Source organism: Actinopolyspora lacussalsi subsp. righensis, assembly GCF_900116555.1.
Lineage (GTDB): Bacteria > Actinomycetota > Actinomycetes > Mycobacteriales > Pseudonocardiaceae > Actinopolyspora > Actinopolyspora lacussalsi.
Genome location: NZ_FPAT01000006.1, coordinates 170,026 through 193,890, shown reverse-complemented (window position 1 = coordinate 193,890; position 23,865 = coordinate 170,026). Strand labels below are relative to the sequence as shown.

At 68.0% G+C, this 23,865-nt stretch carries 26 protein-coding genes and 2 tRNA genes; 12 read left to right on the top strand and 16 right to left on the bottom strand.

The features are described from left to right. Positions 1-47 precede the first annotated feature (47 nt). The 7 genes from BM394_RS13070 (at position 48) to BM394_RS13045 (ending at position 3,586) form a co-directional block, all read left to right on the top strand. Positions 48-821 carry a DUF3566 domain-containing protein gene (locus BM394_RS13070; RefSeq protein WP_425427660.1) on the top strand — a complete coding sequence of 258 codons (774 nt, stop codon included), beginning with the start codon at positions 48-50 and terminating at the stop codon, positions 819-821. Between the two features lie 140 nt (positions 822-961). Next, a tRNA-Ile gene (locus BM394_RS13065) sits at positions 962-1,035 on the top strand. A gap of 66 nt (positions 1,036-1,101) precedes the next feature. After that, positions 1,102-1,218, top strand: a complete 117-nt coding sequence (locus BM394_RS23025; protein WP_130468691.1) for a DLW-39 family protein — start codon at positions 1,102-1,104, stop codon at positions 1,216-1,218. A gap of 99 nt (positions 1,219-1,317) precedes the next feature. Continuing rightward, a tRNA-Ala gene (locus BM394_RS13060) sits at positions 1,318-1,393 on the top strand. Positions 1,394-1,668: 275 nt separating this feature from the next. Next, entirely contained in the window at positions 1,669-2,058 is a 390-nt protein-coding gene (locus tag BM394_RS13055) for a VOC family protein (RefSeq protein ID WP_092978137.1), read from the top strand. 132 nt (positions 2,059-2,190) lie between these two features. After that, positions 2,191-2,721: a DUF1648 domain-containing protein gene (locus BM394_RS13050; RefSeq protein WP_092978135.1), complete on the top strand. Its 531-nt coding sequence runs from the start codon at positions 2,191-2,193 to the stop codon at positions 2,719-2,721. Positions 2,722-2,953: 232 nt separating this feature from the next. Then, positions 2,954-3,586, top strand: a complete 633-nt coding sequence (locus BM394_RS13045) for a class I SAM-dependent methyltransferase (protein ID WP_092978133.1) — start codon at positions 2,954-2,956, stop codon at positions 3,584-3,586. A 97-nt stretch (positions 3,587-3,683) separates the two neighbouring features. Here BM394_RS13045 and BM394_RS13040 read toward each other — a convergent pair whose 3' ends face one another. The 5 genes from BM394_RS13040 to BM394_RS13020 all read right to left on the bottom strand — a co-directional run bounded on the left by BM394_RS13040 (position 3,684) and on the right by BM394_RS13020 (position 7,501). Beyond that, the gene (locus tag BM394_RS13040) at positions 3,684-4,658 is read right to left on the bottom strand and encodes an NAD-dependent epimerase/dehydratase family protein (protein ID WP_092978131.1); all 975 of its coding nucleotides are present in this window, start codon (positions 4,656-4,658) and stop codon (positions 3,684-3,686) included. 106 nt (positions 4,659-4,764) lie between these two features. After that, the gene (locus tag BM394_RS13035) at positions 4,765-5,322 is read right to left on the bottom strand and encodes a TetR/AcrR family transcriptional regulator (protein WP_245780166.1); all 558 of its coding nucleotides are present in this window, start codon (positions 5,320-5,322) and stop codon (positions 4,765-4,767) included. A 345-nt stretch (positions 5,323-5,667) separates the two neighbouring features. Continuing rightward, a complete protein-coding gene (locus BM394_RS13030) occupies positions 5,668-5,928 on the bottom strand; it encodes a hypothetical protein (RefSeq protein ID WP_092978129.1) in 261 nt (86 codons plus the stop codon). Between the two features lie 367 nt (positions 5,929-6,295). Further along, positions 6,296-6,853: an SRPBCC family protein gene (locus tag BM394_RS23935; RefSeq protein ID WP_175530087.1), complete on the bottom strand. Its 558-nt coding sequence runs from the start codon at positions 6,851-6,853 to the stop codon at positions 6,296-6,298. Between the two features lie 87 nt (positions 6,854-6,940). Further along, entirely contained in the window at positions 6,941-7,501 is a 561-nt protein-coding gene (locus BM394_RS13020) for a hypothetical protein (RefSeq protein WP_092978125.1), read from the bottom strand. 206 nt (positions 7,502-7,707) lie between these two features. Between BM394_RS13020 and BM394_RS13015 the strand changes: the two genes are divergently transcribed. Both BM394_RS13015 and BM394_RS13010 read left to right on the top strand, forming a co-directional pair. Further along, entirely contained in the window at positions 7,708-8,271 is a 564-nt protein-coding gene (locus BM394_RS13015; protein WP_175530086.1) for a peptidylprolyl isomerase, read from the top strand. Between the two features lie 57 nt (positions 8,272-8,328). Then, on the top strand, positions 8,329-9,252 hold the full coding sequence (locus BM394_RS13010; protein ID WP_217643488.1) for a rhomboid family intramembrane serine protease: 924 nt from the start codon (positions 8,329-8,331) through the stop codon (positions 9,250-9,252). A gap of 181 nt (positions 9,253-9,433) precedes the next feature. Here the strand turns inward: BM394_RS13010 and BM394_RS13005 are convergent, their stop codons facing one another. Then, positions 9,434-9,883, bottom strand: coding sequence for a PH domain-containing protein (locus BM394_RS13005; RefSeq protein ID WP_092978123.1), 450 nt, complete (start codon positions 9,881-9,883; stop codon positions 9,434-9,436). A gap of 88 nt (positions 9,884-9,971) precedes the next feature. Continuing rightward, positions 9,972-10,238 carry a cell division protein CrgA gene (gene crgA, locus BM394_RS13000; protein WP_092978355.1) on the bottom strand — a complete coding sequence of 89 codons (267 nt, stop codon included), beginning with the start codon at positions 10,236-10,238 and terminating at the stop codon, positions 9,972-9,974. A 266-nt stretch (positions 10,239-10,504) separates the two neighbouring features. Here crgA and BM394_RS12995 point away from each other — a divergent pair, with 266 nt between their 5' ends. Together BM394_RS12995 and BM394_RS22825 are read left to right on the top strand one after the other, a co-directional pair. After that, complete coding sequence (locus tag BM394_RS12995; RefSeq protein ID WP_245780165.1) at positions 10,505-11,329, top strand: class E sortase; 825 nt, start codon at positions 10,505-10,507, stop codon at positions 11,327-11,329. A gap of 28 nt (positions 11,330-11,357) precedes the next feature. Beyond that, the gene (locus BM394_RS22825; RefSeq protein ID WP_092978119.1) at positions 11,358-11,513 is read left to right on the top strand and encodes a hypothetical protein; all 156 of its coding nucleotides are present in this window, start codon (positions 11,358-11,360) and stop codon (positions 11,511-11,513) included. A 161-nt stretch (positions 11,514-11,674) separates the two neighbouring features. On the opposite strand, the gene BM394_RS12985 is transcribed toward BM394_RS22825, so the two are convergent. Further along, positions 11,675-12,313 carry an NAD-binding protein gene (locus BM394_RS12985; RefSeq protein ID WP_092978117.1) on the bottom strand — a complete coding sequence of 213 codons (639 nt, stop codon included), beginning with the start codon at positions 12,311-12,313 and terminating at the stop codon, positions 11,675-11,677. Between the two features lie 28 nt (positions 12,314-12,341). Next, positions 12,342-13,718 carry a TrkH family potassium uptake protein gene (locus BM394_RS12980; RefSeq protein WP_092978115.1) on the bottom strand — a complete coding sequence of 459 codons (1,377 nt, stop codon included), beginning with the start codon at positions 13,716-13,718 and terminating at the stop codon, positions 12,342-12,344. 228 nt (positions 13,719-13,946) lie between these two features. Here BM394_RS12980 and BM394_RS12975 point away from each other — a divergent pair, with 228 nt between their 5' ends. Next, entirely contained in the window at positions 13,947-14,588 is a 642-nt protein-coding gene (locus tag BM394_RS12975) for an aminodeoxychorismate/anthranilate synthase component II (protein ID WP_092978112.1), read from the top strand. A 148-nt stretch (positions 14,589-14,736) separates the two neighbouring features. Here BM394_RS12975 and pknB read toward each other — a convergent pair whose 3' ends face one another. The 7 genes from pknB to BM394_RS12940 form a co-directional block, all read right to left on the bottom strand. Then, positions 14,737-16,713: a Stk1 family PASTA domain-containing Ser/Thr kinase gene (pknB, locus tag BM394_RS12970; protein WP_092978110.1), complete on the bottom strand. Its 1,977-nt coding sequence runs from the start codon at positions 16,711-16,713 to the stop codon at positions 14,737-14,739. Continuing rightward, complete coding sequence (locus BM394_RS23520) at positions 16,710-18,518, bottom strand: serine/threonine-protein kinase (RefSeq protein ID WP_092978107.1); 1,809 nt, start codon at positions 18,516-18,518, stop codon at positions 16,710-16,712. Before BM394_RS23520 ends, pknB begins: the two co-directional genes overlap by 4 nt. A 3-nt stretch (positions 18,519-18,521) precedes the next feature. Further along, positions 18,522-19,985, bottom strand: coding sequence for a peptidoglycan D,D-transpeptidase FtsI family protein (locus tag BM394_RS12960; protein WP_092978105.1), 1,464 nt, complete (start codon positions 19,983-19,985; stop codon positions 18,522-18,524). Then, the gene (locus tag BM394_RS12955; RefSeq protein WP_092978103.1) at positions 19,982-21,451 is read right to left on the bottom strand and encodes an FtsW/RodA/SpoVE family cell cycle protein; all 1,470 of its coding nucleotides are present in this window, start codon (positions 21,449-21,451) and stop codon (positions 19,982-19,984) included. Before BM394_RS12955 ends, BM394_RS12960 begins: the two co-directional genes overlap by 4 nt. Continuing rightward, positions 21,451-22,947: a PP2C family protein-serine/threonine phosphatase gene (locus BM394_RS12950; RefSeq protein WP_092978101.1), complete on the bottom strand. Its 1,497-nt coding sequence runs from the start codon at positions 22,945-22,947 to the stop codon at positions 21,451-21,453. The genes BM394_RS12955 and BM394_RS12950 overlap by 1 nt, the downstream gene beginning before the upstream one ends. Continuing rightward, positions 22,944-23,408, bottom strand: coding sequence for an FHA domain-containing protein FhaB/FipA (locus BM394_RS12945; protein WP_092925187.1), 465 nt, complete (start codon positions 23,406-23,408; stop codon positions 22,944-22,946). The genes BM394_RS12950 and BM394_RS12945 overlap by 4 nt, the downstream gene beginning before the upstream one ends. Before the next feature lie 52 nt (positions 23,409-23,460). Then, positions 23,461-23,865: FHA domain-containing protein (locus tag BM394_RS12940; RefSeq protein WP_139235221.1), on the bottom strand; the 405-nt coding region annotated here is incomplete at its 5' end.

The following is a 23,865-nucleotide window of genomic DNA, read 5'->3' as shown; positions in this document are numbered from 1 at the left end:
CCTCGACCACTACGACGGCGGAGGCGACCACCTCGGTTTCCGAGGGGATGTCCACGGACGCTGCCGAGAGCGGTGGGGATTCGCGTGGTTCGGCCGGTGGCGCGAAGGGCTCCAGCAGTGAGGTCGACGGTTCCGGGGGCACTCCTCCCTGGCAGCGAGTGGGTGGCTCGATGAGCGCTTCCGCCGCCTCGGCGGACACCTCCTCGGGTGCCACGGAGGTTTCGGACGACTCGGACGGGCATCGTGGCGCGGACTCGGGGACGGGATACGAGGAGGAGGAAACGCACCGGATTCCGCATCCCGGTGGCTCGGCCTCCCAGCCCGCCGGTTCGCAGTCCCTCGGGGACTCCGCCGGTGACGGTGCCGCGGAATCGGCCCGTGCGGGAATCTCGCTGGGCATGGGGGGCGGCGCTCGCGGTGGGGCGGCCACTCAGGGTGCGCCGCGTCGGCCGAGTCGCGGTCCTCGGCGGGCGAGCCTGCAGATTCGGCGGGTGGATCCGTGGTCGGTGCTCAAGCTGGCACTCATGCTCAGCGTCACGCTGTTCTTCGTGTGGTTGATCGCCGTGGCGGTGCTGTACGGGGTGCTCGGCGGTATGGGGGTCTGGGAGCAGCTCAACGGGACGTTCAGTGAGCTGACCCAGCCCGAGAACTCGTTGAGCCAGCCGTTGATCAGCCCGGTGCGGGTGTTCGCGGTGGCCTCGATGATCGGTGCGGTCAACATCGTGCTGTTCACCGCCCTGGCCACCGTCGCCGGGTTCATCTACAACGTGGCGGCGGACTTCGTCGGTGGGGTCGAGGTGACCCTTTCCGAACGGGAGTGAGGTTCCGTTTGACTCCCGGTTCCCCGGTTGACCTGGGGTTCCGGGAGTCCGCTCCGGGGGCGATCGTCACTCGGGGCGGTGAAGGGGACCCCCCTTTGGAAGACGATCGTGTGGGTGTGTAGTATCTATAACCGCACGCAGGGCCTATAGCTCAGTCGGTTAGAGCGCTTTGCTGATAACGAAGAGGTCGGAGGTTCAAGTCCTCCTAGGCCCACGTGACACGTGCCGCCGCTGCGATTATCGCGGCGGCGGCATACGTTCGTAGTAGGAGGCGTCCGAAGTGAAGAAGCTGCTCGTTCTCGCTGCTGTTGCCGGTGCCGTCCTGTTCGTCGTGCGTCGCAAGACCGCGGCCAAGGCGGAGGCCGATCTGTGGCGTGAAGCTACCGCGGAGGTCTGAGCGAACCGCGGTTCGGCCGCGCTTCGGGGTGTCCCACTACGACACCACCGATCGGGCAACGTTGTCCGCGGGCCGTGGGGCAGTGCTTCGGCGCTGCGAGGGGACGTAGCTCAATCGGCAGAGCACCGCTTTTGCAAGGCGGGGGTTAGGGGTTCGATTCCCCTCGTCTCCACCATCGAGGGACCAGGTCATGTGGCCTGGTCCTTTTTCGTGTTCCACCGCGTGATGCGTCCCGGGGCATACCCGGGGCACAGTCGCCGAGCCGGACTCCCCGGCAGCGGAAACCGCTGAAACCTTGCGGTCACGTGTGTCGCACGGTCGGTCGCGGATTCGAAAAATCCTTCGCGCCTGTTCGAGTCGCCCATTACGATCTCGAGCGGTTCTCACGGTGGGAGCTCGAGAGATCCGCGCCTGGCCGTCCGGTCGCTGAGCTGAAAGCAGGTTTCGTCAATGGCGTGTCGTATCGGTGAGCTCGTGCTCGATTGCCGCGATCCCGAGGTGCTGGCGCGGTTCTGGTGCGAGGTCCTGGACTTCGTGGAGCTCGGTCGCGAATACGCCGGGGAGGACTACGCCATCGAGATCGGGCCGCGCGAAGGGTTCGGTGGTCCACAGCCGACGATCATCCTCCGGAGCGGGGGCGAGCCGGGTCAGGGGAAGTCTCGACTGCACATCGATCTCAACCCCACTGATCGTGATCAGGACGCCGAACTCGAACGCCTCCGCGCGCTCGGGGCGCGCCCGGCCGACATCGGCCAGACCGGCGAGGAGCAGTGGAACGTCCTCGCCGATCCCGAGGGCAACGCGTTCTGCCTGCTCAAGGCCCGTCTCAACCCGCTCTGACGGCGCCGCGTGCCCGGCGCGGTGTTTCTCCGTGGTGGGCTTCGTCGAGCTCGGCGAAATTTCACAACTGCCCGCCACGGTGCCGTACAGGGGGCGTTCCGGGGCGGGGACGCTTCAGCGGGGTGATGTGCGATGTCCACGGAGAGCAGGCCACGGTTCCCGTGGCCGTGGTTGGTGCCGAGTCTCGTGCTCCTGGTCGGCATGAGTGCTTGGGGAGCGGCGGTGTATCCCGAGCTGCCCGAGACGGTGCCTCAGCACATCGGCCCGGGTGGGGTCGACGCGTGGGCACGCAAATCCGTCGGCTCCGCCTTCGTGCCCGTCTTCCTCTACATCGCGACCACGGTGCTGTTCGCGGGCGCCGCCTTCGCCGTCGCACGGACCGACCCCGAGAACGAGCTGCCGTCCGCCGCTCGTACCGGCGCGGTCAAGCGCCCCGCCACCGGAGCCTCGGCGGTGCGGCAGGCCAGGGCGGTCCTGGTGCTCAACGCCGCCCTGGGCACGGCGCTGCTACCGCTGTGCGCCGTCCAGTGGCGCACCACACGGACGGCCGAGGTCGGCTGGTGGCCGCTACCGGTGTTCCTCGTGCTCTTCGTCGCCGGGTTGGTGCCGCTGTTCGTCGCGGCTCGGCGGGATCGGGTGGAGAAGCGTCGAACCACCCGCTGAGATTCCCGCCTCGGGTCCGCGCCCGGTGGATACGCCCGGTCGGACGAAGCCGGGTTTCCGAGTGACGCACGCCGGGCATCCCGCATGCGCACGGGAGCGGCACCTCTTCGGTGGCCGCCTCGGTTGCCTCGGTGCTTCGCGAATCCCGGAAACGGCACGCCGTTGTCGTTCGGGAGTAGTTTGAATGTCGTCTCCGGTCGACAAGCGCCGAAGCGGAAAGCACAGGTGGGAAATGCGGACGACGGCAACGAAACTCGAGCGATCCCGGCGGCACTGGGATCGGCAGTCCCCGAGCTACGACCGGCAGATGGGGCGCATCGAGCGTCGCTTCTTCGGTGACACCAGGCAGTGGTTGTGCGGGTTGGCGGAGGGGGAGGTGCTGGAGGTGGCCATCGGCACCGGGCTCAACCTCGACCGGTATCCGGCCGGGATTCGATTGACGGGGGTGGACATCAGCACGGGGATGCTCGACCAGGCGCGCCGTCGCGCCGAGAGATCGGGGCGTTCGGTGGAACTCGGCATCGGTGACGCGCAGCGGTTGGCCTTCCCGGATTCCTCGTTCGACACGGTCGTCTGCACCTTCTCGCTGTGCGCGGTTCCCGATGTCCGCGCCGCGTTCTCCGAGATGGATCGTGTGCTCAAGCCGGGTGGATTGCTGTTGTTGGCCGATCACGTGGTGAGTACCTCTCGGCCGGTGCGGGTGGTGCAGCGACTGCTGGATCTGGTCATGGTTCCGCAGGCTGGGGAGCACTTCCGGCGTCGTCCGATCGAGCAGGTCCGCGCGGCCGGTTTCGAGCTGCAGCGGCACGAGAGGTTCAAGCTCGGTATGGTGGAGCGCCTGGTCGCCCGCAGTCCCGCGTCGTGACGCCTACCGGGCCCGTGGCGAGGTCGCCCGGAGCTGTGGTCGCTGCCCGTGTCGTTCCCCGAGTCGTCCGGTGCTTCGCTGCGGTGCGAGCCTTCCGTTACGGATTCCGGGTGTCCTGTCGAGCGGTCAGGAAGTCGCGATACCACTCGACGGTGGCGCGCAAGCCGTCGACGAGCGGGGTGGGTCGACGGTCGAAGTGCCGCTCGAACGGTGTCGAGACCATGTTCTGCGGCACGAGGTGCTGGTAGAAGATCTCGGCGTACTCGCTCATGAACCGCTCGTCGAACGGTCCGGTGGCCACCGGTTGGTCGAGCACCCGTGTGGTGATGCCGTCGCCGATGATCCGTTCGACGAGTGCGTGGATGTGCTCGGTGCTGACCGCGGGCACCGTGGGCAGGTGCCACACCCGACCGATCGCCGCCTCGTCGGTGGTGGTCCCGAGGTCGACCAGCCCGGTGGCGATGTCGGGCAGGTAGGAGTAGCTGTGCGGCAGTGTGATGTCGCCGAATCCCAGGGCGGGCTCGCCGGTCAGCACGGCGGGGAAGAACGCTCCTCCCAGCGTGGAGTTCACCACCCGCGGCCCGTAGAAGTCGGCGGCTCGTCCCAGTGCGACTCTCGCTTCGCCGGTGTGGTGCGCGTCCAGGTAGGCATGGTCCAGCGCGGCGCGCATCCGACCCTTGCGGCTCGTCGCCTCCCAAGGGGTCTGTTCCGTGATCGCCGCGCCGTCGGCCTCGCCGTAGGGATAGAGCGTGTCGAGCACCACCAGCCTCGCGTCGTTCCGGTGTGCGGCGGTGAGCGCCGCTCGGCCGATGTTCGGCATCGCCTCCACCTGGAGGTGGTAGGGCACGTTGACGGCGTGGTAGATCGTCGCGGCTCCCTCGGTCGCCGCCACCGCCCGATCGGGTGAGGAGATGTCGGCCGTCACCGTTTCGACTCCGGCGGGAACGTCGTCGATCGGGGTGCGGTTGACGTGTCGTACCCGCAGGCCACGTGCGAGCAGTTCGTCCACGAGGGTTCTGCCGGCGGGACCCGCGCCGAGTACGACGTGTGGTTTGCCGGTGGTCGGGTTCATCGTTCCCTCCAGTTTGTGAGTGACTGTTCATTCACTTTTGTGGGCGACAACGGCCGTCGTGATGTTCGCCGCCGTGAGGTCTTTCGGCTGAGGCGGAGAACAGTGGTCAGGAGGCCGGGCTGTGCCGGAATCCCTTCGTGAGCGAGTTCGCCCAGTCGGCGTCGGTCTCGAACGCGTCGATCGCGGTCAGCAGGTGGCACAACTGGCCGCGTGCCAGAAAGTGCTGTGCCTGGCTCGCGTCGGCCCGTGCCCTGGAGATCACCAGGGAGGTGATCCGTCCGACGCCGTCGCGCACGGCCGATGCCACTTCCGGGAGCTGGGTCGAGGCCAATGCCTGCACCTGTAGCAGCAACAGGTCGCGGTCACTGATCAGTTCGGCGTACCGGGCTCCCATCCTGTTCAGGATCTCGCCGCTCTCCGCGTCCCCGGCCTCCTCGGCGGCTTCCGCGAGTTCGTCGAGTATGCGGTCGTAGCAGTCACCGATCGCCGCGACGAACAGGTCGATCTTGCGTGGGAACAACTTCATGACGTAGGCCGAGGAGATTCCCGCGTGCTCGGCCACTCGAGTAACCGGGCTGGTCTCGTACCCGGAGCGGGCGAACACGGTCACCGCGCTGCGGATGACGGCGCGCCTGCGCTCCTCGGCTGTCGCTCTGGAACCCATCCGCATAGTGAGTGACTGTACATTCACCATCGTGGGGTCGCAAGTAACCCCGAGGCGGCGCACAGCCCGACCCGCGTGCTGACCGTGTTGACGCTGTTCTTCGTGCCGCTGATCCCAACGCACGTCAAGCGGGTCACACAGTGCGCCTTCCGCGGTTCCGTACAGAAAGTGTCCAAAAAGGACGCTTAACGCATGACCGCTCAGGAACAACCCCGGTTCGACTCCGCCGCTCCGGCCGGGAGCGGAGCAGTGACACCCGACTGCTTCGTGTGACGAACGATGCCCTGTTGTGCCGGTGCCTCGAAACGTCGAGTCCGGACCGCGCGAGGCGCGTACCGAACGGGCTCAATTCGACTGGGCGTGCCGACCGGCGGTCTGCAGCACCGCCACATCCGACCGACCCGTTCCGCTCGACTCGCTGTCGACGGCATCGGTCCCGGCCTCCTCGCTGTCGCGGTGCCTGCCGCTGAGCGCCGAGTCGACCAGCAGGTCCGCGAACTCGGGCGGCTCGGAAACGGCGATCTCGGAGTCGATCGGATCGGACAGTTCGCGGGCCAGTTCGGCGAAGATCGGGTTCATCGTCTCGTTCGTGAGGTTGTCGGACATCGTTTCCTCTCCTGTTCTCCGGATCGTTCCGCTCGGTTGTCGCGTTGTCGTCGTTGTGGGGAGGGGCCCGAACTTCCCCGGTTCGGGCCCCGGTGCACCGCCCGATCCCTCCCCCGTGAACGCCGATGACCGGGCGGTGCTCACGGACGCGTGCCCTCGGCGCCGGGGCTCCCCGTTGCCGTCCGTTGTCCGTGGGACGCACGGTCCGCCCGCTCGTGACGTGACTAGATCCGTCCGATTTCGTTCCGCTACCCGGTCGTTATGACCGGTTCGGGAAACCGCGGCGCGGCCGCTGGTGGCCGGAAAGCCTGTCGGTGCGTCGGACAGCCCGGTCTCCGCTCCGCACCGGGCGTCGTGCCGGGGTACTTCAGTCGGTCGCGGCGCGGCCGTGTGCCTGCTCGACGGTTCGCTTCACGGCGCGGACGGTGTGGCGCATCCCGCCCTCCAGTCGCGACCTGCGGCGGGCCAAGAACAGCGCCGCCTGCTGCTCGGAGAGCTCGGCGAGCTGGACCCGCAGCCCGTGGCGGAGTTCACTCATCACGTACCGCTGGGTCAGCAGACAACCGCCCTCGGCAGGAGTGATCTCGAACGACCAGATCGAGGTGTCGGCCGCGTTCACACTGCTGTGGACGCACCACGAGAACAGACGGGGGCGGTCGGCCTCCAGGACCTCGCACTCGGTGGTCCAGTCGCGCCGCTCGTCCCTGTTGTGGCCGTGGAAGCGGGCTCCGGCCTGTCCGGGTGGGTCGGTGAGCCATTCCCCACCGGTGTTCTCGGGGGCTCCACTCGCCCATGCGGGTGATGTCGCTGACGGTGTCGTAGACGGTGTGGGGAGCGGCGTCGATGTGTACGGCGGCGTGCAGCTCGAAGCGCGTGTCGATCTCGGGCTCGGCCATACGCGTACTCTGCCGAGCCACCCTGACAAATCGCTCCGACGAATCGCCCAGGGTTAGCGGCGTGGGGGCCGGTACGAGATCCACCGGCCCCCACATCCGCTGTCGTTCACCGTCGGTCAGTGATTCTGCGACCCCTGGTGCGGCTGCTTGTCCGAAACCTGTCCGTTCTCGGTCGACGCGGGGCTCTGGCCCTGCGGCTCGTTCGGGGGGAACTGCCCGTCGTCGATCGGCAGTTCCTCGGGACGGCGCGAGAGGGCGGCTGCCGCCGCTGCCGCGGTTCCGGCGAGGATCAGCACCACCCACGGCCACTTGCGCCGCTTGGGCTTGCCCGGATCGATCCGCCCCGCAAGCTCCTTGCGCGCGACCTCGGCGCTCTTGGCGAGCTGTTTGCGCTGCTTGGCGGTCCGCTTGTCCCACGCCTTGCGGGCCTTCTTGCCGCGTTTGGTGAGTTCCTTGCGGGACATTCCGGTGGCCCGCTGCGCGATGCGTTCCTGCAGGTCGTCCGTGGAGATGCCGCGTGCGGCCAGCTCCTGTTCGGCCAGTGCCGCGGCCTGCTTGGACACCTTCGATCCCACGGTGCGGGCCTTGACCGCCCCGTGCTTGGCGCCCTTCACTCCGGTGCCGACGGCCCTGCCCACGTTCTCGCCGGCGCGGGACATCGCTTTGACCTCGTCCATGCTGTTGCCTCCTATTCCTGGGCCCTGCCGGACTCCTCGCCCGGGTGGCACCGCTGATCGTCCGGCTTTCGCGGGATTACCGCCGTGATCAGCGAGCTGTGGACCCGGTGCTCGCTTCGCGTTCACCGGGTACCGCGCACTCCTTGACGATCAAACCCCATACTGCACCCTGTGGCGGTTCGTACGCTCGTCGATGCGAGGATGAGGTGGTGGCAGACAACGGATCGCTCGTGGGAACGACGGTGACCGCGACCCTGCATACTACGCAGGGCAATATTCGAGTCGAGTTGTTCCCGAACCAGGCTCCAAAGACCGTGTCCAACTTCGTCGGGCTCGCGGAGGGGACGGCGGACTACACGGAGCCCAACGCGCGGGGTGAACGGTCCGGCCCGTTCTACGACGGTGTGATCTTTCACCGGGTCATCGATGGTTTCATGATCCAGACCGGGGATCCGACCGGTACCGGTCGTGGTGGCCCCGGTTACACGTTCTCCGACGAGTTCCACCCCGAGTTGCAGTTCAACCGGCCGTACCTGTTGGCCATGGCCAACGCGGGGCCGAACACCAACGGCTCGCAGTTCTTCATCTCGGTCGCGCCGACCACGTGGTTGAACTACAAGCACACCATCTTCGGCGAGGTCGCCGACCAGGAATCGCGTAACGTGGTGGACGAGATCGCCAACACCGCCACCGGTCAGGGCGATCGTCCTGTCAACGACATCGTCATCGAGAAGGTGACCATCGAACGTGGCGAGACCGCCGAAGCCTGAGCCGTGGCGACGCGGCCGGTGCCGGTCGCGCGCCTCGCACGTGGAGCGGGGATCGAGGTGAACGTTCCACCCGGACAGGGCGGGGACCCGAACAGTCCCCAGGGCATGCCGACGTGTCCGCGTCACCCGGACCGGCAGACCGGGCTGAGCTGCACGCGTTGCGGGCGCCCCGCTTGCCCGGAGTGCCTGCGGGACGCCTCGGTGGGGCAGCACTGCGTGGACTGCGTCAAGCAGGGACAGCGCGGCGTTCGCCAGCCGGTGACCGTGGCGGGGGCTCCGCTGCGGAGCAAACCCGTGTTGGTTCCCGGGTTGATCGCGGTGAACGTGCTGCTCTACGTGCTCACCGCGGTCCAGGCTGGTTCGGCAGCCGCCAACAGCTCCGCCCCGCTGTTCCAGGCGTGGTGGTTGATGCCCGCACAGGTGGCGGGGGAACAGTGGTGGCGGGTCTTCACCTCGGCCTTCCTGCACTTCGGGCTGATTCACCTGCTGATCAACATGATCGCGCTGTGGGTGGTCGGTCGTGATCTGGAGTTGTTGCTCGGCAGGCTCCGGTTCTCCGCCGTCTACCTGCTCTCGCTGCTCGGCGGCAGCATGTTCGTCTTCCTGTTCGACGCGCCGTTCACGCGGACGGCCGGTGCCTCGGCCGCGTTGTACGGGTTGTTCGGCGGGCTGGCGGTGGCCGCATGGCGCCTGAAGCTGAACATAAGGCCCATCCTGCTCGTGATCGGGCTCAACGTGGTGCTTACCGTCACCATCCCGAACATCTCGCTGTTCGGGCACCTCGGTGGACTCGTGCTGGGTGCGGTGTCCACCGCCGCGCTGCTGTACGCGCCCGCCGCGCGCCGCAACCGCTGGCAGGCCGGAGGACTGGTCGCGGTGTTCCTGGTGATCGTGGCCGCGATGCTCACCCGCGACGCGATGCTCGGCGGCACCGTGTGCGACGTGCTGCAGGGCAGGGAGCTCTGCGTGCGGACGGACTGATCCGAACTCCCGCCGCACCGGGACTCGTCCGCACCGGGAGCCGTGTGAGTTCGTGGGACGCCGAGCGCCGCTTCACGGTCCTCGTGGGTGTGGATTCCCCTCGTGGGTGTGGCTTCGGAGTGTCCCGCGACATCACCCCGGAAGTTTCAGTGCCGCGGGGTTATCAGCGCCGCCGTGTTTCTCAGCGCCGCAGCGTCTCGAGGTACTCGGCCACCTCGGCCGGTTCCGCGCCCAGATCGAACCGCCCCAACAGCAGCAGTCCACCGGTCAGATCCGCTTCGGGAACCTCGATCTCCAGCATCGGTACGGTGCGACCGAACCGGCTGCTGGTGGTGACGCGGTACGAGAGCCGTGCCCAGGGCCAGCGGTGGCTGCCACCGAGCGTGCGCACGGTTATCCCGTCGGGGTCGGCACGAAGCCTGGGACGCAGGTAGGTCAGACATCCCGCGACCACCACGACCACCGCCAGGGCGGCGCCGAGGAAGACGCGGTCGAGGCTGCTCCCGGCCAGCCACACCACGGGTACCAGTCCCGCGGCCACCACCCAGCAGAGCACCAGCGCGCCTACCGGTGTGGACCAGATTCGGGATTGCGCCGCGCCGGGAACGCCGGAGTCGTCATCGCAGCTCAACGGCTATCCGAACGAAGTTGTCCACAGGAGTTGTCCACATGGGGATGACTTACATTCGTGTTATTCGGCGTCCCGGCCCGGACAGCTCTCACCGCCATTTCATGGTCATCAACAACCCGATGATTATGAACCCGAAGCCGACGGCGAAGTTCCACGGCCCGAGATCGGCCATGAACGGGATCTTGGGGCCCGCCAGATAGTTGACCACCAGCCACAGCAGGCCCAGCACCATCATGCCGAGCATCACGCCGACGTAGATGGGGTGGGAGGGTCCGGCTGACTTCGCCTTCACCGGTGTGCGGCGATCTACTGGCGGGGGTGAGGAGGTCTTCTTGCGGACCTTTGACTTGGGCATGGTGTCCTCGCCAGGTGGGTTCGGCCGCCCCGACCGTGCTGCTCGCCCGGTGAGACGGACCTTCCTCGACACGTTCCACACGCCGCCCAGCGAGGTGATCCGCACGTTCGACCGGACCGGCACCGTCGGTGCCCGGCGACCGGCGGCGGGCGAACCGCCCCGAGGCGACTTGTCTCCACTCACACGTTAACGCAATATCCCGATTTTCCGAACAACCCGTATGCTGCTGTCGATATCCCTCGATCGGGGTCGGTGAGGACGTCATGGTGAGTCTCGACACGCCGCCGCAGGCACCGCCGCCGGAGCGACGGCCGGGTCGGCTGCGCGCGGTGCTGCGCGGATTCGGGGAGGGGCTCATCACACTGGGGCTGGTGGTGCTGCTGTTCGTGTTCTACGAGGTGCAGGTGACCAGCTGGTTCTCGGCACGCCAGCAGGCCGATGCCACGCAGCGGTTGAGTGATCGTTGGCAGGAGGTCTCCCCCGAGGACCGGGCACCGGAGCCCATCCCCGGGCGTGGCTTCGCCCGGCTCTACGTACCGGCACTCGGATCGGGCTTCCCGTTCACCGTCCTGGAGGGCACCGACCAGGACACCCTGGCCGCCGGGCCGGGGCACTACACCGGCACGGCCCTTCCCGGGGAGCGGGGCAACTTCGCCCTCGCCGGGCACCGCTCCGGACGCATGGCCCCGTTCGGGGATCTCGACCGGCTCGGCTCCTGCGACGCGATGGTCGTCGAAACTGCCACCGAGTGGTACGTCTACCGCGTGCTCCCGCTGCGGGGCGAGGCCGCCGACTGGGACCCGGAAACCGCTCCGGAACGCTGTGCCGGTGCGGCACCGATCGGAGGGCCCTACCGCGACGTCTTCGGCAGGAACATCGTCGAGCCACAACGTCGCGAGGTCATCCACCCCGTGCCCGGCGTGTCCCGTGGAACGGTGCCCGAGCAGTGGCGCAGCAGGCTGATCACGCTCACCACCTGTCATCCGCGCTACTCGGCCGAGAAGCGGATGATCGTGCACGGCGTACTGACCAAGCGTTATCCGAAGGTGGCGGACCGACCGGATCTCCGGCCGCCGGAACTGGGCGGCTGAGCACCGCGACACGAGAGCGGGTTGTGGAATGTACGCATGGATCTGGCGCCGGCTGCCCGGGCCGCTCGCGGTGCGGGCCGTCACGGCGCTGCTGCTGGTGGCCGGGGTGATCGCGCTGCTGCTGTTCGTGGTCTTTCCCGCGGTCGAGCCGCTGCTGCCGTTCGGCGACCCCACCCTGGAATGAACCCTCGCGGGAATCAGTGGCCCCGCCACCCGTTCCGGCCCGCGCTCTCGGTGTCGGACCACTCCGGCCTTACCTACCCGATGTCGGGGCACCGCAGCGAGAGTCGTGCCGGAGGTTCCGCTACCCGGCCACGGTGTCAAGGGAGGGCAGCCAGAGTTCCACTAAGTTAGGTCGGCGAACCGCTCGACGTCGTTGGACCGGCCGGACACGATCAGGATGTCGCCGTGATGCAGCACGGTTTCCTGCGTGGCGTAGGTGAACCCCTCGCCGGGACGCTTGATCCCCACCACCGTCACCCCGTACTTGCTGCGCACCTTGGTCTCGCTCAGCGGGCGTTCCACCGCCGCCGCGGGGGCGCGGGTCTTGACGATCGCGTAGTCGTCCTCGAACTGGATGTAGTCCAGCATCCGGCCGGTCACCAGGTGTGCCACCCGTTCACCCATGTCGTGCTCCGGTAGGACGACTCGGTGGGCCCCGACCCGTTCGAGAATGCGGCCGTGCTGCCTGCTGATCGCCTTCGCCCAGATGTGGGGGATCTCGAAGTCGGCCAGCAGTGAGGTGGTCAGGATGCTGGCCTCCAGGTCGTCCCCGATCGCCACCACGGCACGCCGGAAGTCGGGCACGTCGAGTTGGCGCAGCACCTCGGGGTCGGTGGTGTCGGCCACCGCCGCGTGGGTGACCACGTCCGAGAACTGCTGCACCAGGTAGGGCCGGTTGTCCAGCGCGAGTACCTCCGAACCGCCCTCGACGAGCTCCATCGCGAGCGAACCGCCGAAGCGGCCCAGCCCGATCACCACCACGCGGGACGGGCGTGCACCGTGACTCTGTCTACCCAACGATCGGTCGCTCCTCCGGCAAGTCGTAACGGCGGCCACGCTCCCGCAACGCCAGAGCGGAGGCCATGGTGATCGGGCCCAGCCTGCCGGTGAACATCAGCACGATCAGTACGAGCTCACCCGCTCGCGGCAGCTGTTCGGTGATGCCGGTGGAGAGACCGACGGTACCGAAGGCCGAGATCGATTCGAACAGGGTCACGTCCAGTTCGAAGGGCGTGATGACGAGCAGCAGCAGCGTCGCGGTGAACACCATGCCCACCGCCACCAACACCACGGTAAGCGCCTGGCGCTGCAGCCCCACCGGTAGTTTGCGTCCCAGCACGTGCACCTGCGCCTCGCCCCGCACCTCGGTGAATATCACGAACGCCAGCAGCGCGAAGGTGGTGACCTTGATACCGCCCGCGGTGCCCGCGCTGCCGCCGCCGACGAACATGAGCACGTCGTTGACCAGCATCGTGGTCGGGTTGATCTCGCCGATGTCCACGGTGGTGAACCCGGCGGTGCGGGGGGTTATGCCGTGGAACAGCCCGACCAGCAGTTTGCTCCCGGCGCTCAGCGGCCCCAGGGTCTCCGGATTGTTCCACTCGAACGCGCCGAAGGCCAGCACGCCGACCACCAGCAGTGCGGAGTAGGCCAGCAGCGTCACCCGCGCGTGCAGCGACCAGCGGCGTCGTTTGCCGCGCAGCCTGCGGCCGATCTCGAACAGCACCGGGAATCCCAGTCCGCCGACCACGACGGCGAACAGCACCGGCAGGCACACCAGCGGATCGGTGGCGTAGCGCTGCAGGCTGTCGGGGTAAAGCGCGAATCCGGCGTTGTTGAACGCGGAGACGGCGTGGAACACCCCGAAGTAGGCGCCCTCCCCCCACGATTGGCCGTACCCGAGCACGAACCGGAGGGTCAGCGCGAGCGCGGTGATCGCCTCCATCGCGAGGCTCAGCGTGATCACTCCCGCGATCACCGAGCGGACGTCACCGAGGCCGAGGCTCTTCGTCTCGGTCTGGGCGCTGCGGCGCATTCGCAGTCCCAGCCTGCGCACCACGAGCATGCCCAGCAGGGAAGCCAGCGTCATGATGCCGAGGCCGCCCACCTGGATGAGCCCGAGGATCACCACTTCGCCGAAGGTGGACCAGTGCGCGGCGGTGTCGACCACCACCAGGCCGGTCACGCACACCGCCGAGGTCGCGGTGAACAGCGCGGTCACCCAGTCCGTCGTACCGCCCTGCTCCGTCGAGACCGGCAGCATCAGCAGTCCGGCTCCCACGAGCACGGCCAGTGCGAAGCCGATGACCACCATCCTGGCCGGGTGGCTGGCCCGGAGGAACAGTCGCAGCAATGCCGCCGGCCGCCGCACCACGGCGATCAGCATCCCGTTCGGTCTCCCGCTGGTCGTCACGGCGCCACCGCTGGTCCCGGCGCCGAGGAACTAGGCGTGTCCACGAGACGCGGAGGCTATCGCATCCTCGTCGCCCATCACGAGCGACTCGCCGCGTCTTCGCAGTACAGCGGGCGAATCGGGTGATTCGGGTGACACGTCCCGGGGCGGAGTCCTCCCGGGGCTCGCCGCACACGGGGCCGGCGAAGTAGGCTGACCGGCGTGCGGGTTCTGGTGGTCGACAACTACGACAGCTTCGTCTACAACCTCGTGCAGTACCTCGCTCAGCTCGGGGTGGAGTGCGTGGTTCGCCGCAACGACGTCGTGACCGACGAGGACGTCCGATGGTCCGACGGTGTGCTGCTCAGTCCCGGGCCGGGCAAACCCGAGGGTGCCGGGCGTTCCCTGGAACTCGTCACCGGTTGCGTGCGCGAGAGCAGGCCGCTGCTGGGGGTGTGCCTCGGCCACCAGGCGTTGGGGGCCGCACTGGGGGGCGTCGTCGAGCGGGCGCCGGAGCTGCTGCACGGCAAGACCAGCGAGATCGAGCACGGCGAAGCCGGTGTGTTCGCCGGGTTGCCGCATCCGCTCGTGGCGACTCGCTACCACTCGTTGACACTGCGCCCGGACAGCGTGCCCGCTGAGCTCGACGTCACCGCACGCACCGCCGACGGGGTGGTGATGGGGCTACGGCACCGTGAGTTGCCGTTGGAGGGCGTGCAGTTCCACCCCGAGTCGGTGCTGACCGAGGGCGGGCACCGCATGCTGGCCAACTGGATGGACCTCGCCGGGTGCGCGCCGGACTGGGACCTGGTCGAGGAGCTGGAACGCGGCATGCGGGAGCTCGCCGCGAACGCGCTGCGCTGACCGTCAGCCGGGACCCACCCGACCCCGGGGCCGACCCGAAACCTGGGTGGCCTGACACGAGACATCACGGGTGTTGCCAGGTCCCGGACGTGTGCGATTCGTCCGGGACGGTGGTTCCAACCCGTGACGGGCCCCGGGGCCGCGCCGATCAGTCGAAGATGCCTCCCCCGGGAGAATCCGTGCTCGACGTCTCGGTGGGGTTCTCCTCGCTCTGCTCGACGCCGATCCGCAGCGTCACCTCACCGTTGCGGTCCAGCTTCGAGTCGGCCGAGGGGGAGGTGGCCACCACCGTGTCCTCCTTCGAGGATTCGGAAACGGCCTTCTCACCGGTCCTGACCGTGCCCTTGAAGCCCGCCTCGCGCAGCGCGGACTTGGCCTCGGACTCGTCGAAGCCGATCAGGTCCGGCATCGATATCTGCGAGCCGTCCGAGACGGAGAGCGTGACCTCGGAGCCCTTGGCCACGCTCGACCCGCCGGAGGGGCTCTGGCTGACCACGGTGCCCTGGTCCTCGGCCGAGGCGATCTCCGTGGTCGAAACGTCGAAGCCCGCCGAGCTCAGGAGTTGTTCGGCCCGTTCGACCTGGAGCCCGGTCACGTCGGACAACGGTTGCTTCGGGACGGCCTTGCCCACCACGACGTTGATCGCGCTGTCCGCTTCGGTCCGGCCGGTGGTGTCCTGTTCGATGATCTTGCCGACGTCCGACTGGTCCTGCACTTCTCGTTCCTGCCGGGTCCCGAGCTCCAGGTTCTTCTGCTCCAGCGCGGCCCGGGCCTCTCTGATCGTCATCCCGCGCAGGTCGGGGACCTTCACCGAGTCGGGGCCGGTCCCCTTGATCAGCTCTATCTTCTGGTCGGGCGGGTACATCCCGGTTCCGGGCGTCTGGCTGATGATGGTGCCCTCTTCGCTGGCGGCGGACTGTTGACTCGGGTACGAGACGTTCTCGAACCCGGCAGCCTTGATCTGCCGCTTGGCCTCCGAAACCTCCATCCCGGTCAGATCATTCAGCCGGAGCTGTTTCGGCCCCTCGGAACCGCCCCCGTTGAACATCACCAGAGCCAGCCCGGCCAGCAGGGCGAACACCGCCACGCAGGCGGCGGTGACCAGCCCGATCGTCCACCGCCTGCGCCTTCTGCGGTCGTAATCCTCGTCGTCGCCGTCGTAGTCCGGCGGCATAGCCGCCGCCGTGCGGGGCTCGCGTTCGTTGCTCACCCGGGTGGTTTCGGTCTCCCCGGCGGTGAGTTCGGTCTGCTCCTCCTCGGACATCACCAGCGGCGCCCTGGGGCGTTGACCGGAGAGCACCCGCACCAGGTCGGTACGCATCTCGGCCGCCGACTCGTAGCGGTTCTCCGGGTTCTTGCTCAGCGCCTTGAGGATCACCGCGTCCAGCTCGGCGGGGACCTGCTGGTTGACGTCGGAGGGTTTGCCGGGCTGTTCCCGGACGTGCTGGTAGGCCACGGCCACCGGCGAGTCACCGGTGAACGGCGGTTCACCGCACAGCAGCTCGTAGAGCACGCAGCCCGACGCGTAGACGTCGCTGCGGGCGTCCACGGTCTCACCGCGGGCCTGCTCGGGGGAGAGGTACTGGGCTGTGCCGATGACCGCGGCGGTCTGCGTGACGGCCGCCTGCCCGTCGGCCACCGCCCGCGCGATCCCGAAGTCCATCACCTTCACCGCGCCGGAATCGGTGATCATGATGTTGGCCGGTTTCACGTCGCGGTGCACGATGCCGTGCCTGTGGCTGAAGTCCAGCGCGGCGGACGCGTCGGCCATGACCTCCATCGCGCGGCGCGGTGCCAGGGGGCCCTCGGTCTTGACGATGTCCCGAAGCGTCCGGCCGTTGACGTACTCCATGACGATGTACGGCAGTGGCCCGTTCTCGGAGTCGGTCTCGCCGGTGTCGTAGACGGCGACGATGGCCGGGTGGTTCAGCGCGGCGGCGTTCTGCGCCTCCCTGCGGAACCGCAACTGGAAAGTGGGATCCCGAGCGAGGTCCGCGCGCAGCACCTTCACTGCGACGTCCCGGCTGAGCCGGACGTCACGGCCACGGTGTACCTCGGACATGCCCCCGTAGCCGAGGGCGTCCTCGATCTCGTAGCGGTTGGAGAGAAGTCGCGGTGAGCTCATCGCTGCGTCGTCCCGATCTGTGTCCACGAGCGTCCCATCAAGTTGCCCCGGAAAGCCGTGACGGCTGTCGCCGACCGGTTCCGGGCGCGGTGCGCGGTTCCCCCGACTTCGTTCTTAACGGCTCCACGCGTCTCGTCCACGATCGACGAGATCGTGTCGGTGCCTTCGATTCGCGGTGGCAGTGCGTACTGCCGCGGTGTGTCGATTCCCCGCGTGCCGGGCGCCCGTTCCGCCACCAGCCTCGGAATCGACGAAGGCCGTCCCTCAGGATGCCGTACCGATCCGCCGTTGAATGCCTCCGGAGAGGCGAAATCGGCCAATCTCACACGACTGTCGGCGCCCGAGCGGGCACTCGGTGTGGCATCCGGGGCGGTCTGTCCGGCGCCGCGCGTGCCTGCCGAACGATCGTACGTCAGCAGCAACGCGAAACCACCGGCGATCAGTATCAGTACCACGAGCACGCCGAGCACCACCAACAGAGCGGTCCGACGCCCTGGGAGGCGCCGCGAAGCCGGGTGTCCCAGTGGATGTCCCAGTGGATGTCCCAGTGGGTGGTCGTGCCCAGGGCCGTTGTTCCCGCCACCCGCGATGCCGGGGGGTGGTGCCGGTTGTGGCGGGATGACCCCCGGGGGAACGGTGCTGCCCGTCGGATGCGGTGCCCCCGCGGGTGGTGCGGGGTGGTTTCCCGGTGGTCGGTTGGCGCCGTACGTGGTGGGTGCCAGGTGTCCCCCGGTCGGTGGCAGGGTGTTCTGCTGGCCTCCGTGGGGTGGCTGACTTCCGGTCGGTGGCTGTGGGGGCGGCGGTTGCGGTACGTGAGGGTGCTGTCCTGTTGAACCCTGGCCCGCTGCCCCCTGTCCCGTCGAAGGCTGTCCCGTCGTGGGCTGTCCCGGATACTGCTGCACCGGAGCGTGGCCGAGCGTGTTGGGCGGCTGCTGTGGAACCGTCAGTGCCACCGGGGTGGGCAGGGGTCTGCCCGCCCGCACGCTGGCCACCGCGTTCGCGAACTCGCCGCCCTCGGAGTAACGCCTGCGGGGGTCCTTCACCAGGGTCGCTTCGATCAGGGCTCGGGCTCCCGGCGGAACGTCCGGCGGCAGCGGCTGCGCCACGTCGCGGATGTGCATCATGGCGACGGTCACGGCGTTGTCGGAGAGGAAGGGACGGTGGCCACGCAGGCACTCGTACCCGACCACCGCCAACGAATAAACATCGCTGGCCGGGGTCGCCTCGCCACCGAGCGCCTGTTCGGGCGAGATGTAGTGCGCCGTCCCCATCACCATTCCCGAACGGGTCACCGGTGCCGCGTCCGCTGCCTTGGCGATGCCGAAGTCGGTCAGCTTGATGGTTCCGTTCGGTGTGACCAGGATGTTTCCCGGTTTGACGTCGCGATGCACCAAACCGCGTTCGTGCGCGGCGTGCAGCGCGTTGCCCGCCTGTTCGAGCATCTCCAGCGTGTGCTCGGCCGTGATGCGTCCCTCCCTGGCGAGAATGGCGGCGAGGGGTTCGCCCTCGACGTGCTCCATCACCAGGTAGGCGGTGTCCTCCGGCCCGTCCGAGACGGCCGCCGCCTCGCCGTAGTCGTGCACCGCGGCGATTCCCGGATGGTTCAGCGAGGCGGTGGTGCGTGCCTCGGTGCGGAACCGGTGCAGGAACTCGGCGTCGCCGCACAGTTCGGGTTTGAGGACCTTGACCGCGACCGTGCGGTCCAACCGCACGTCCACGGCCTGCCACACCTCGCCCATACCGCCGACGGCTATGCGCGTGGCGAGCCGGTAGCGCTCGGCGAGCGTTTGGCCGGAGTTGGGCACCCGTCAGCCACCCCCCTGCAGGCCGGCGCGGATTACGGCTCGCGCGACCGGTGCGGCGATCTTGCTGCCGGTGGCGTCGGCCCCCACGTTGCCGCCGTCCTCCACGACGGCCGCGACCGCGATCCGCGGGTTCTCGGCCGGTGCGAAGGCCACGTACCAGCCGTGCGGATCCTTGCCCTCGCCGTGCTCGGCGGTGCCGGTCTTGGAGGCGATCTGCACGCCGCTGATCTTGCCCTCGTCGCCCGCGTACTGCTCGGCCTTGATCATCATGTCCCGGATGGTGTGCGCGACATCGGGCGAGACCGCCTGGCCCAGCTCCTCGGAGTCGGTGCGGTCGAGCACCGACATGTCCGGGGCCAGCGTCTTCTCCACCAGGTGCGGCTTCATCACCTTGCCATCGTTGGCGATCGCCGCCGCCACCATCGCGTTCTGCATCGGGGTCATGCGCACGTTGAACTGCCCGATACCGCTCTGGTAGAGCTGCGCCTGGTTCTCGATGTCGCCGATCGAGGACGGTTCCACGCCCATCGGGATGTCGAGATCCTGGCCGAACCCGAAGCTCCGCGCGGTCTCCCGCAGCTTCTTCTCCCCGACGTCACCGGCGACCTCGGCGAAGGCGGTGTTGCACGAGCGTGCCATCGCTTCCCACAGCGGTGCCGTGGGCATACTCCCGCACGTGGCGCCGCCGTAGTTGGGCAGCTGGGCGTCGACCTTCGGCAGCTTGATGGAAGACTTCGCGGTCACCTCGCTGTTGTAGTCGTACTTGCCGGTCTCCAGCGCGGCGGCCGCGGTGATCAGCTTGAACGTGGAGCCCGGCGGGTACAGCGTCGAGGTGGCCCGGTCGACCAGGGGGTCGTCAGGTGCCTCGCGGAGCTCGTTCCACGCCTGCTGCTGCTCGTCCGAGGACAGGCTGGCCAGCCGGTTCGGGTCGTAGGACGGCGAGTTGGCCATCGCCAGGATCGAGCCGTCCTGCGGGTTCAACGCGACCACGGAACCGCGCACGCCGCTGTCGGCGAGCTGGTCGTAGGCGGTCTGCTGCATGGCGGGGTTCAGGGTCAGCTCCACGTTGCCGCCCTGCTGCTCCTGACCGCTGAACATGCGCTGCAGCCGGTTCAGCGCCAGCGAGTCGGCGGTACCGCTGAGCACCTCGTTCTCGGCCCGCTCGATCCCGCCGCGTCCGTAGACGAACGAGAAGTAGCCGGTGGCGGGTGCGAAGGCCGGTCCGTTGGCGTACTCGCGCTTGTACTCGAACCGTTCGCTGTCGGTGGCCTCGGAACTGGCCAGCAGCTTGCCGTCGGCGATGATCTGACCGCGCGGCGTGGAGTACTGCTGGTACAGCGTTCTGCTGTTGCCGGAGTGATTGCGCAGCGCGTCGGCCCTGATGACCTGCACATAAGTAGCGTTGGCCAGCAGTAGCACGATCATCGCCATCATGGCCATGGCCACTCGTCGTAGTGGCTTGTTCATCGTGGACGCTCCACCAGCTCGGTATGTGCTTCGGCGATCGGGGGTTGTTGCGGCTGCGGCTTACTCGGTTGCTGCGGGCGTCTGGAGGCGTCCGATATCCGAAGCAGTAGTCCCACCAGCACGTAGTTGCCGACCAGCGACGAACCACCCGCCGCCAGGAACGGCGTGGTCAGTCCCGTCAGCGGGATCAGACCGGTCACGCCGCCCGCGATGACGAAGACCTGCAGCAGCATCGCGAACCCCAGCCCGCCTGCCAGCAACTTGCCGAAGGAGTCCCGAACCGCCAGCGCCGCCCGCAGGCCACGCGCGGTCAGCAACAGGTACACCAGCAGCAGCGCGGCGAGCCCGAGCAGCCCCAGCTCCTCGGCCGCGGCCGCGAGAATGAAGTCGTTCTTGGCGTAGGGCACGATCGCGGGACGTCCGCCGCCGAGGCCGGAACCGCCGATGCCGCCGGTGGCCATGCCGAACAGCGCTTCGCTCAGCTGGTAGCCGGAGTCGCTGGTCATGGGATTCAGCCACGCGTCGACCCGCTGCTGCACGTGGCCGAACAGCGAGTAGGCGGCCAGGCACCCCGCCGCGAACAACGAGAGCCCGATCGCGATCCACACCGCCCGTTCGGTGGCGATGTAGATCATCACCAGCACGATGCCGAAGAACAGCAGCGAGGTTCCCAGATCGCGTTCCAGCACCACGATCCCGATCGAGGCCGCCCACGCGACCAGCACCGGAGCCAGGTCCCGCGCGCGGGGAAGGTCGATGCCGAGGAATCTGCGTCCCGCCGTGGTGAACAGCTCCCGCTTCGACACCAGGAAGGAGGCGAAGAAGATCAGCAGCAGGATCTTGGCCAGCTCGGCGGGCTGGAACGACAGTGGACCGAGCTTGATCCAGAGCTTGGCCCCGTTGATGTTCGGCGCGATCATACTGGGCAGCACGGCGGGCAGCGCCAGTGCCACCAGGCCCACCAGGCCGCAGGTGTAGCTGTACTTGGCCAGCGTGCGGTGGTCCCGGACGAACACCAGCACCAGTGCCAGCAGCACCAGACCGAGCGCGGTGTAGAGCACCTGTGAGGGCGCCGCGGGCCCGAAGGACTCTCCGGCGCGTTCGGCCTCGGCCGCGTTGCCGATGTCTATCCGGTGGATCAGCACCAGGCCGAGCCCGTTGAGGAACGCGACCAGCGGCAGGATCAGCGGATCGGCGTAAGGGGCCCAACGTCGGACCGCCAGGTGCGCCAGTCCGAACAGCGCGAGGAAAGCCAGCCCGTAGTAGAGGATCTGGCTCGCGGGCTGTGATTCCAGGTTGAGATTGACGAGTGTAAGTGCGCAGGTGACGACCACGGCGGCGAATGCCAGCAGCACCAGCTCCGTACCGCGCCTGGTCGGTGTGGTGGTCGCGGCGCCTGTCCCCTTGCCCGTGCCCGGTCCGCCCGGGGTCTCGCGGTTGTCCGGGTTGGTCGAGGTGGCTGCCATCAACTCACCGTCCGGCAGTTGACACCCGGTTCCTGTTCGGGAGAACTCAGCGGTGTTCCTTCGCTGGACGACTGCGAGTTCTGGTTCGTCGCGCTCGGCCCGGTGCTGGAGTCGGCGGGATCGTTCCGTGCGGAGGCGCCGGTGGCGGGGGACTGCTGTCCGTTGTCGTCGCCGGAACCGTTGTTACGGGCGTTGTCGTTGCCGGAACCGTCGTTGCCGGTGTCGCCCTGGTTGTTCTCGGAGTTCTGCTCCGTGTCGTCGCAGATCGGCAGCAGCGCGCTCAGTCGCAGCCGGTGGATCGTCTCCCGCGCCTCGTCGAGATCGGAAACCTGCGTTATCCCGTCGCGCACGTCGGCGCGCTGGGCTTCCTTGAGATCCTGTACCTCGATCGGTGTGCATCCCTCCGCCGCGCCGGGAGGACAGGACAGTTCCAGCTGCCGGTGCATGCTCATCCCCAGCACACTGCCCTGCACACCCTGGAAGATCGCGACTTTCTGAGAGCCGTTCACCCCGATGTAGTACTGGTTGAACAGCCACCAGCGCCCCGCGAAGATCAGCCCCGCCAGCACCACCAGCACGCCGAAGCCGACGAGCATTCCTCGTAACCAGCGTCTCCGGCGTGGTGGATCGGGGGGCGGGGCATCGAATTCCCGCTGCTGTGGCGTCGGCTGGCTCCGGGTGGCAGCAGAGGCGCGAGCCGCGGCCGAGTCGGGCTGTGGACGGGGGTCCTGGTCGTCGAACCCGGCCGCTCCGGCGACTATCGGCGCGTCATCGCCGAATTCGACGTCTACGACGTCGGCGACGATCACGGTGACGTTGTCCGGCCCACCGCCCTTGAGGGCGAGCTCGATCAGCCGGTCGGCGGACTGCTGGGGATCGGATATCCCGAGTGCCTCGGCTATCGTCTCCTCGCTGACCACACTGGACAGACCGTCCGAGCACAGCAGGTAGCGATCGCCCGCTCTGGCTTCCCGTACCGCGAGGCTGGGTTCCACCTCGTGGCCGGTCAGCGCGCGCAGCAGCAACGAGCGCTGCGGGTGGTTGGCGGCCTCCTCCTCGGTGATCCTTCCCTCGTCGATCAGCGACTGCACGAAGGTGTCGTCGTGCGTGATCTGGGAGAGTTCGCCGTTGCGCACCTGGTACGCCCGGGAATCACCGATGTGGACCAGGCCGAGTTTGCTTCCCGCGAACAGCATGGCCGTCAGCGTGGTGCCCATGCCGTCCAGATCCGGGTCGCTGGCGACCAGTTCCGAGATCGCGTTGTTGCCGGACAGCATCGCTTCGTGCAGTTGGCCCAGCAGGTCGTCACCGGGTTCGTCGTCGTCGAGCGCGGACAACGCCGCTATGACGACCTTGCTTGCCACCTCGCCGGCGGCGTGGCCGCCCATGCCGTCCGCGAGGGCGAGAAGTCTGGGGCCGGCGTAGACCGAGTCCTGGTTGTTGGAACGGACCAGGCCGCGATCACTGCGGGCCGCGTAGTGCAGGACGAGGGTCATGAGCGCAGCTCGATCACCGTTTTGCCGATTTTGATCGGAGCTCCGAGCGGGACCTTGGTTGGCCCCGTAACCTTCGTCCGATCGAGGTATGTGCCGTTGGTGGAGCCCAGATCTTCCACGTACCAGTCCTGGCCCCGTATCGACAGCTTCGCGTGTCGAGTCGAAGCATAGTCGTCGTCCAGGACGAGTGTGGAGTCATCGGCGCGACCGATCATTATGGGACGCCCCTCCAGTGTTATTCGGGTTCCCGACAGCGCCCCTCCGGTGACCACGAGCTGCCGTGGTGACTTCGTTTTCGGGCGTGACTGCTTGCCGGACTTCTTGCCCGCTCCCGGAACCGACATGCGCAGTCCGGAAGCCGACTGCAGGTCGGAGCGCACCACACGCAGCGCTACGAGTACGAACAACCAGAGCAGGGCGAGAAACCCTGCTCTGGTCAGCTGAATCACCAGCTCGGACACTTGTTGGGGACGCTCCTAGCTTGCTGGTCGGCTCGTGCTGGTAGGGCAGGACTCAGCCCTGAGCCCGGAAAACCAGGGACGAGTGACCGACGCGAATGACGTCGCCATCGGCCAGTTGCCAGGTCTGCACCGGTGTGCCGTTGACCGTGGTGCCGTTCGTCGACCCCAGGTCGGCGAGCATCGCCGCCTGGCCGTCCCACTGGATCTCGATGTGCTTGCGGGAGACCCCCGTGTCCGGCAGCCGGAACTGGCCTTCCTGCCCACGCCCGATCACGTTGCTGCCGTGCTGCAGGGTGTACGAGCGGTTGGAACCGTCGTCGAGCTGGAGGGTGGCGGTCAACTGCCTGGGAGCAGCGTCCGGCGGGTAACCGCCCGGCGCTCCCGGCGGTGGGTATCCGGGTTGGCCGTAGCCGGGGGGCTGCTGGCCGTAGCCCTGGTCGGGGAACCCACCGGACTG

What these genes read in the sequence shown, in the direction of transcription:
- BM394_RS13070 (WP_425427660.1), top strand. Translation starts at nt 48, where the DNA reads ATGTCCACGGACGCTGCCGAGAGCGGTGGGGATTCGCGTGGTTCGGCC.
- BM394_RS13055 (WP_092978137.1), top strand. Translation starts at nt 1,669, where the DNA reads ATGGCGTGTCGTATCGGTGAGCTCGTGCTCGATTGCCGCGATCCCGAG.
- BM394_RS13050 (WP_092978135.1), top strand. Translation starts at nt 2,191, where the DNA reads ATGTCCACGGAGAGCAGGCCACGGTTCCCGTGGCCGTGGTTGGTGCCG.
- BM394_RS13045 (WP_092978133.1), top strand. Translation starts at nt 2,954, where the DNA reads ATGCGGACGACGGCAACGAAACTCGAGCGATCCCGGCGGCACTGGGAT.
- BM394_RS13040 (WP_092978131.1), bottom strand. Translation starts at nt 4,658, where the DNA reads ATGAACCCGACCACCGGCAAACCACACGTCGTACTCGGCGCGGGTCCC.
- BM394_RS13035 (WP_245780166.1), bottom strand. Translation starts at nt 5,322, where the DNA reads ATGGGTTCCAGAGCGACAGCCGAGGAGCGCAGGCGCGCCGTCATCCGC.
- BM394_RS13030 (WP_092978129.1), bottom strand. Translation starts at nt 5,928, where the DNA reads ATGTCCGACAACCTCACGAACGAGACGATGAACCCGATCTTCGCCGAA.
- BM394_RS13020 (WP_092978125.1), bottom strand. Translation starts at nt 7,501, where the DNA reads ATGGACGAGGTCAAAGCGATGTCCCGCGCCGGCGAGAACGTGGGCAGG.
- crgA (WP_092978355.1), bottom strand. Translation starts at nt 10,238, where the DNA reads ATGCCCAAGTCAAAGGTCCGCAAGAAGACCTCCTCACCCCCGCCAGTA.
- BM394_RS22825 (WP_092978119.1), top strand. Translation starts at nt 11,358, where the DNA reads ATGTACGCATGGATCTGGCGCCGGCTGCCCGGGCCGCTCGCGGTGCGG.
- BM394_RS12980 (WP_092978115.1), bottom strand. Translation starts at nt 13,718, where the DNA reads ATGCTGATCGCCGTGGTGCGGCGGCCGGCGGCATTGCTGCGACTGTTC.
- pknB (WP_092978110.1), bottom strand. Translation starts at nt 16,713, where the DNA reads ATGAGCTCACCGCGACTTCTCTCCAACCGCTACGAGATCGAGGACGCC.
- BM394_RS12960 (WP_092978105.1), bottom strand. Translation starts at nt 19,985, where the DNA reads ATGAACAAGCCACTACGACGAGTGGCCATGGCCATGATGGCGATGATC.
- BM394_RS12955 (WP_092978103.1), bottom strand. Translation starts at nt 21,451, where the DNA reads ATGGCAGCCACCTCGACCAACCCGGACAACCGCGAGACCCCGGGCGGA.
- BM394_RS12950 (WP_092978101.1), bottom strand. Translation starts at nt 22,947, where the DNA reads ATGACCCTCGTCCTGCACTACGCGGCCCGCAGTGATCGCGGCCTGGTC.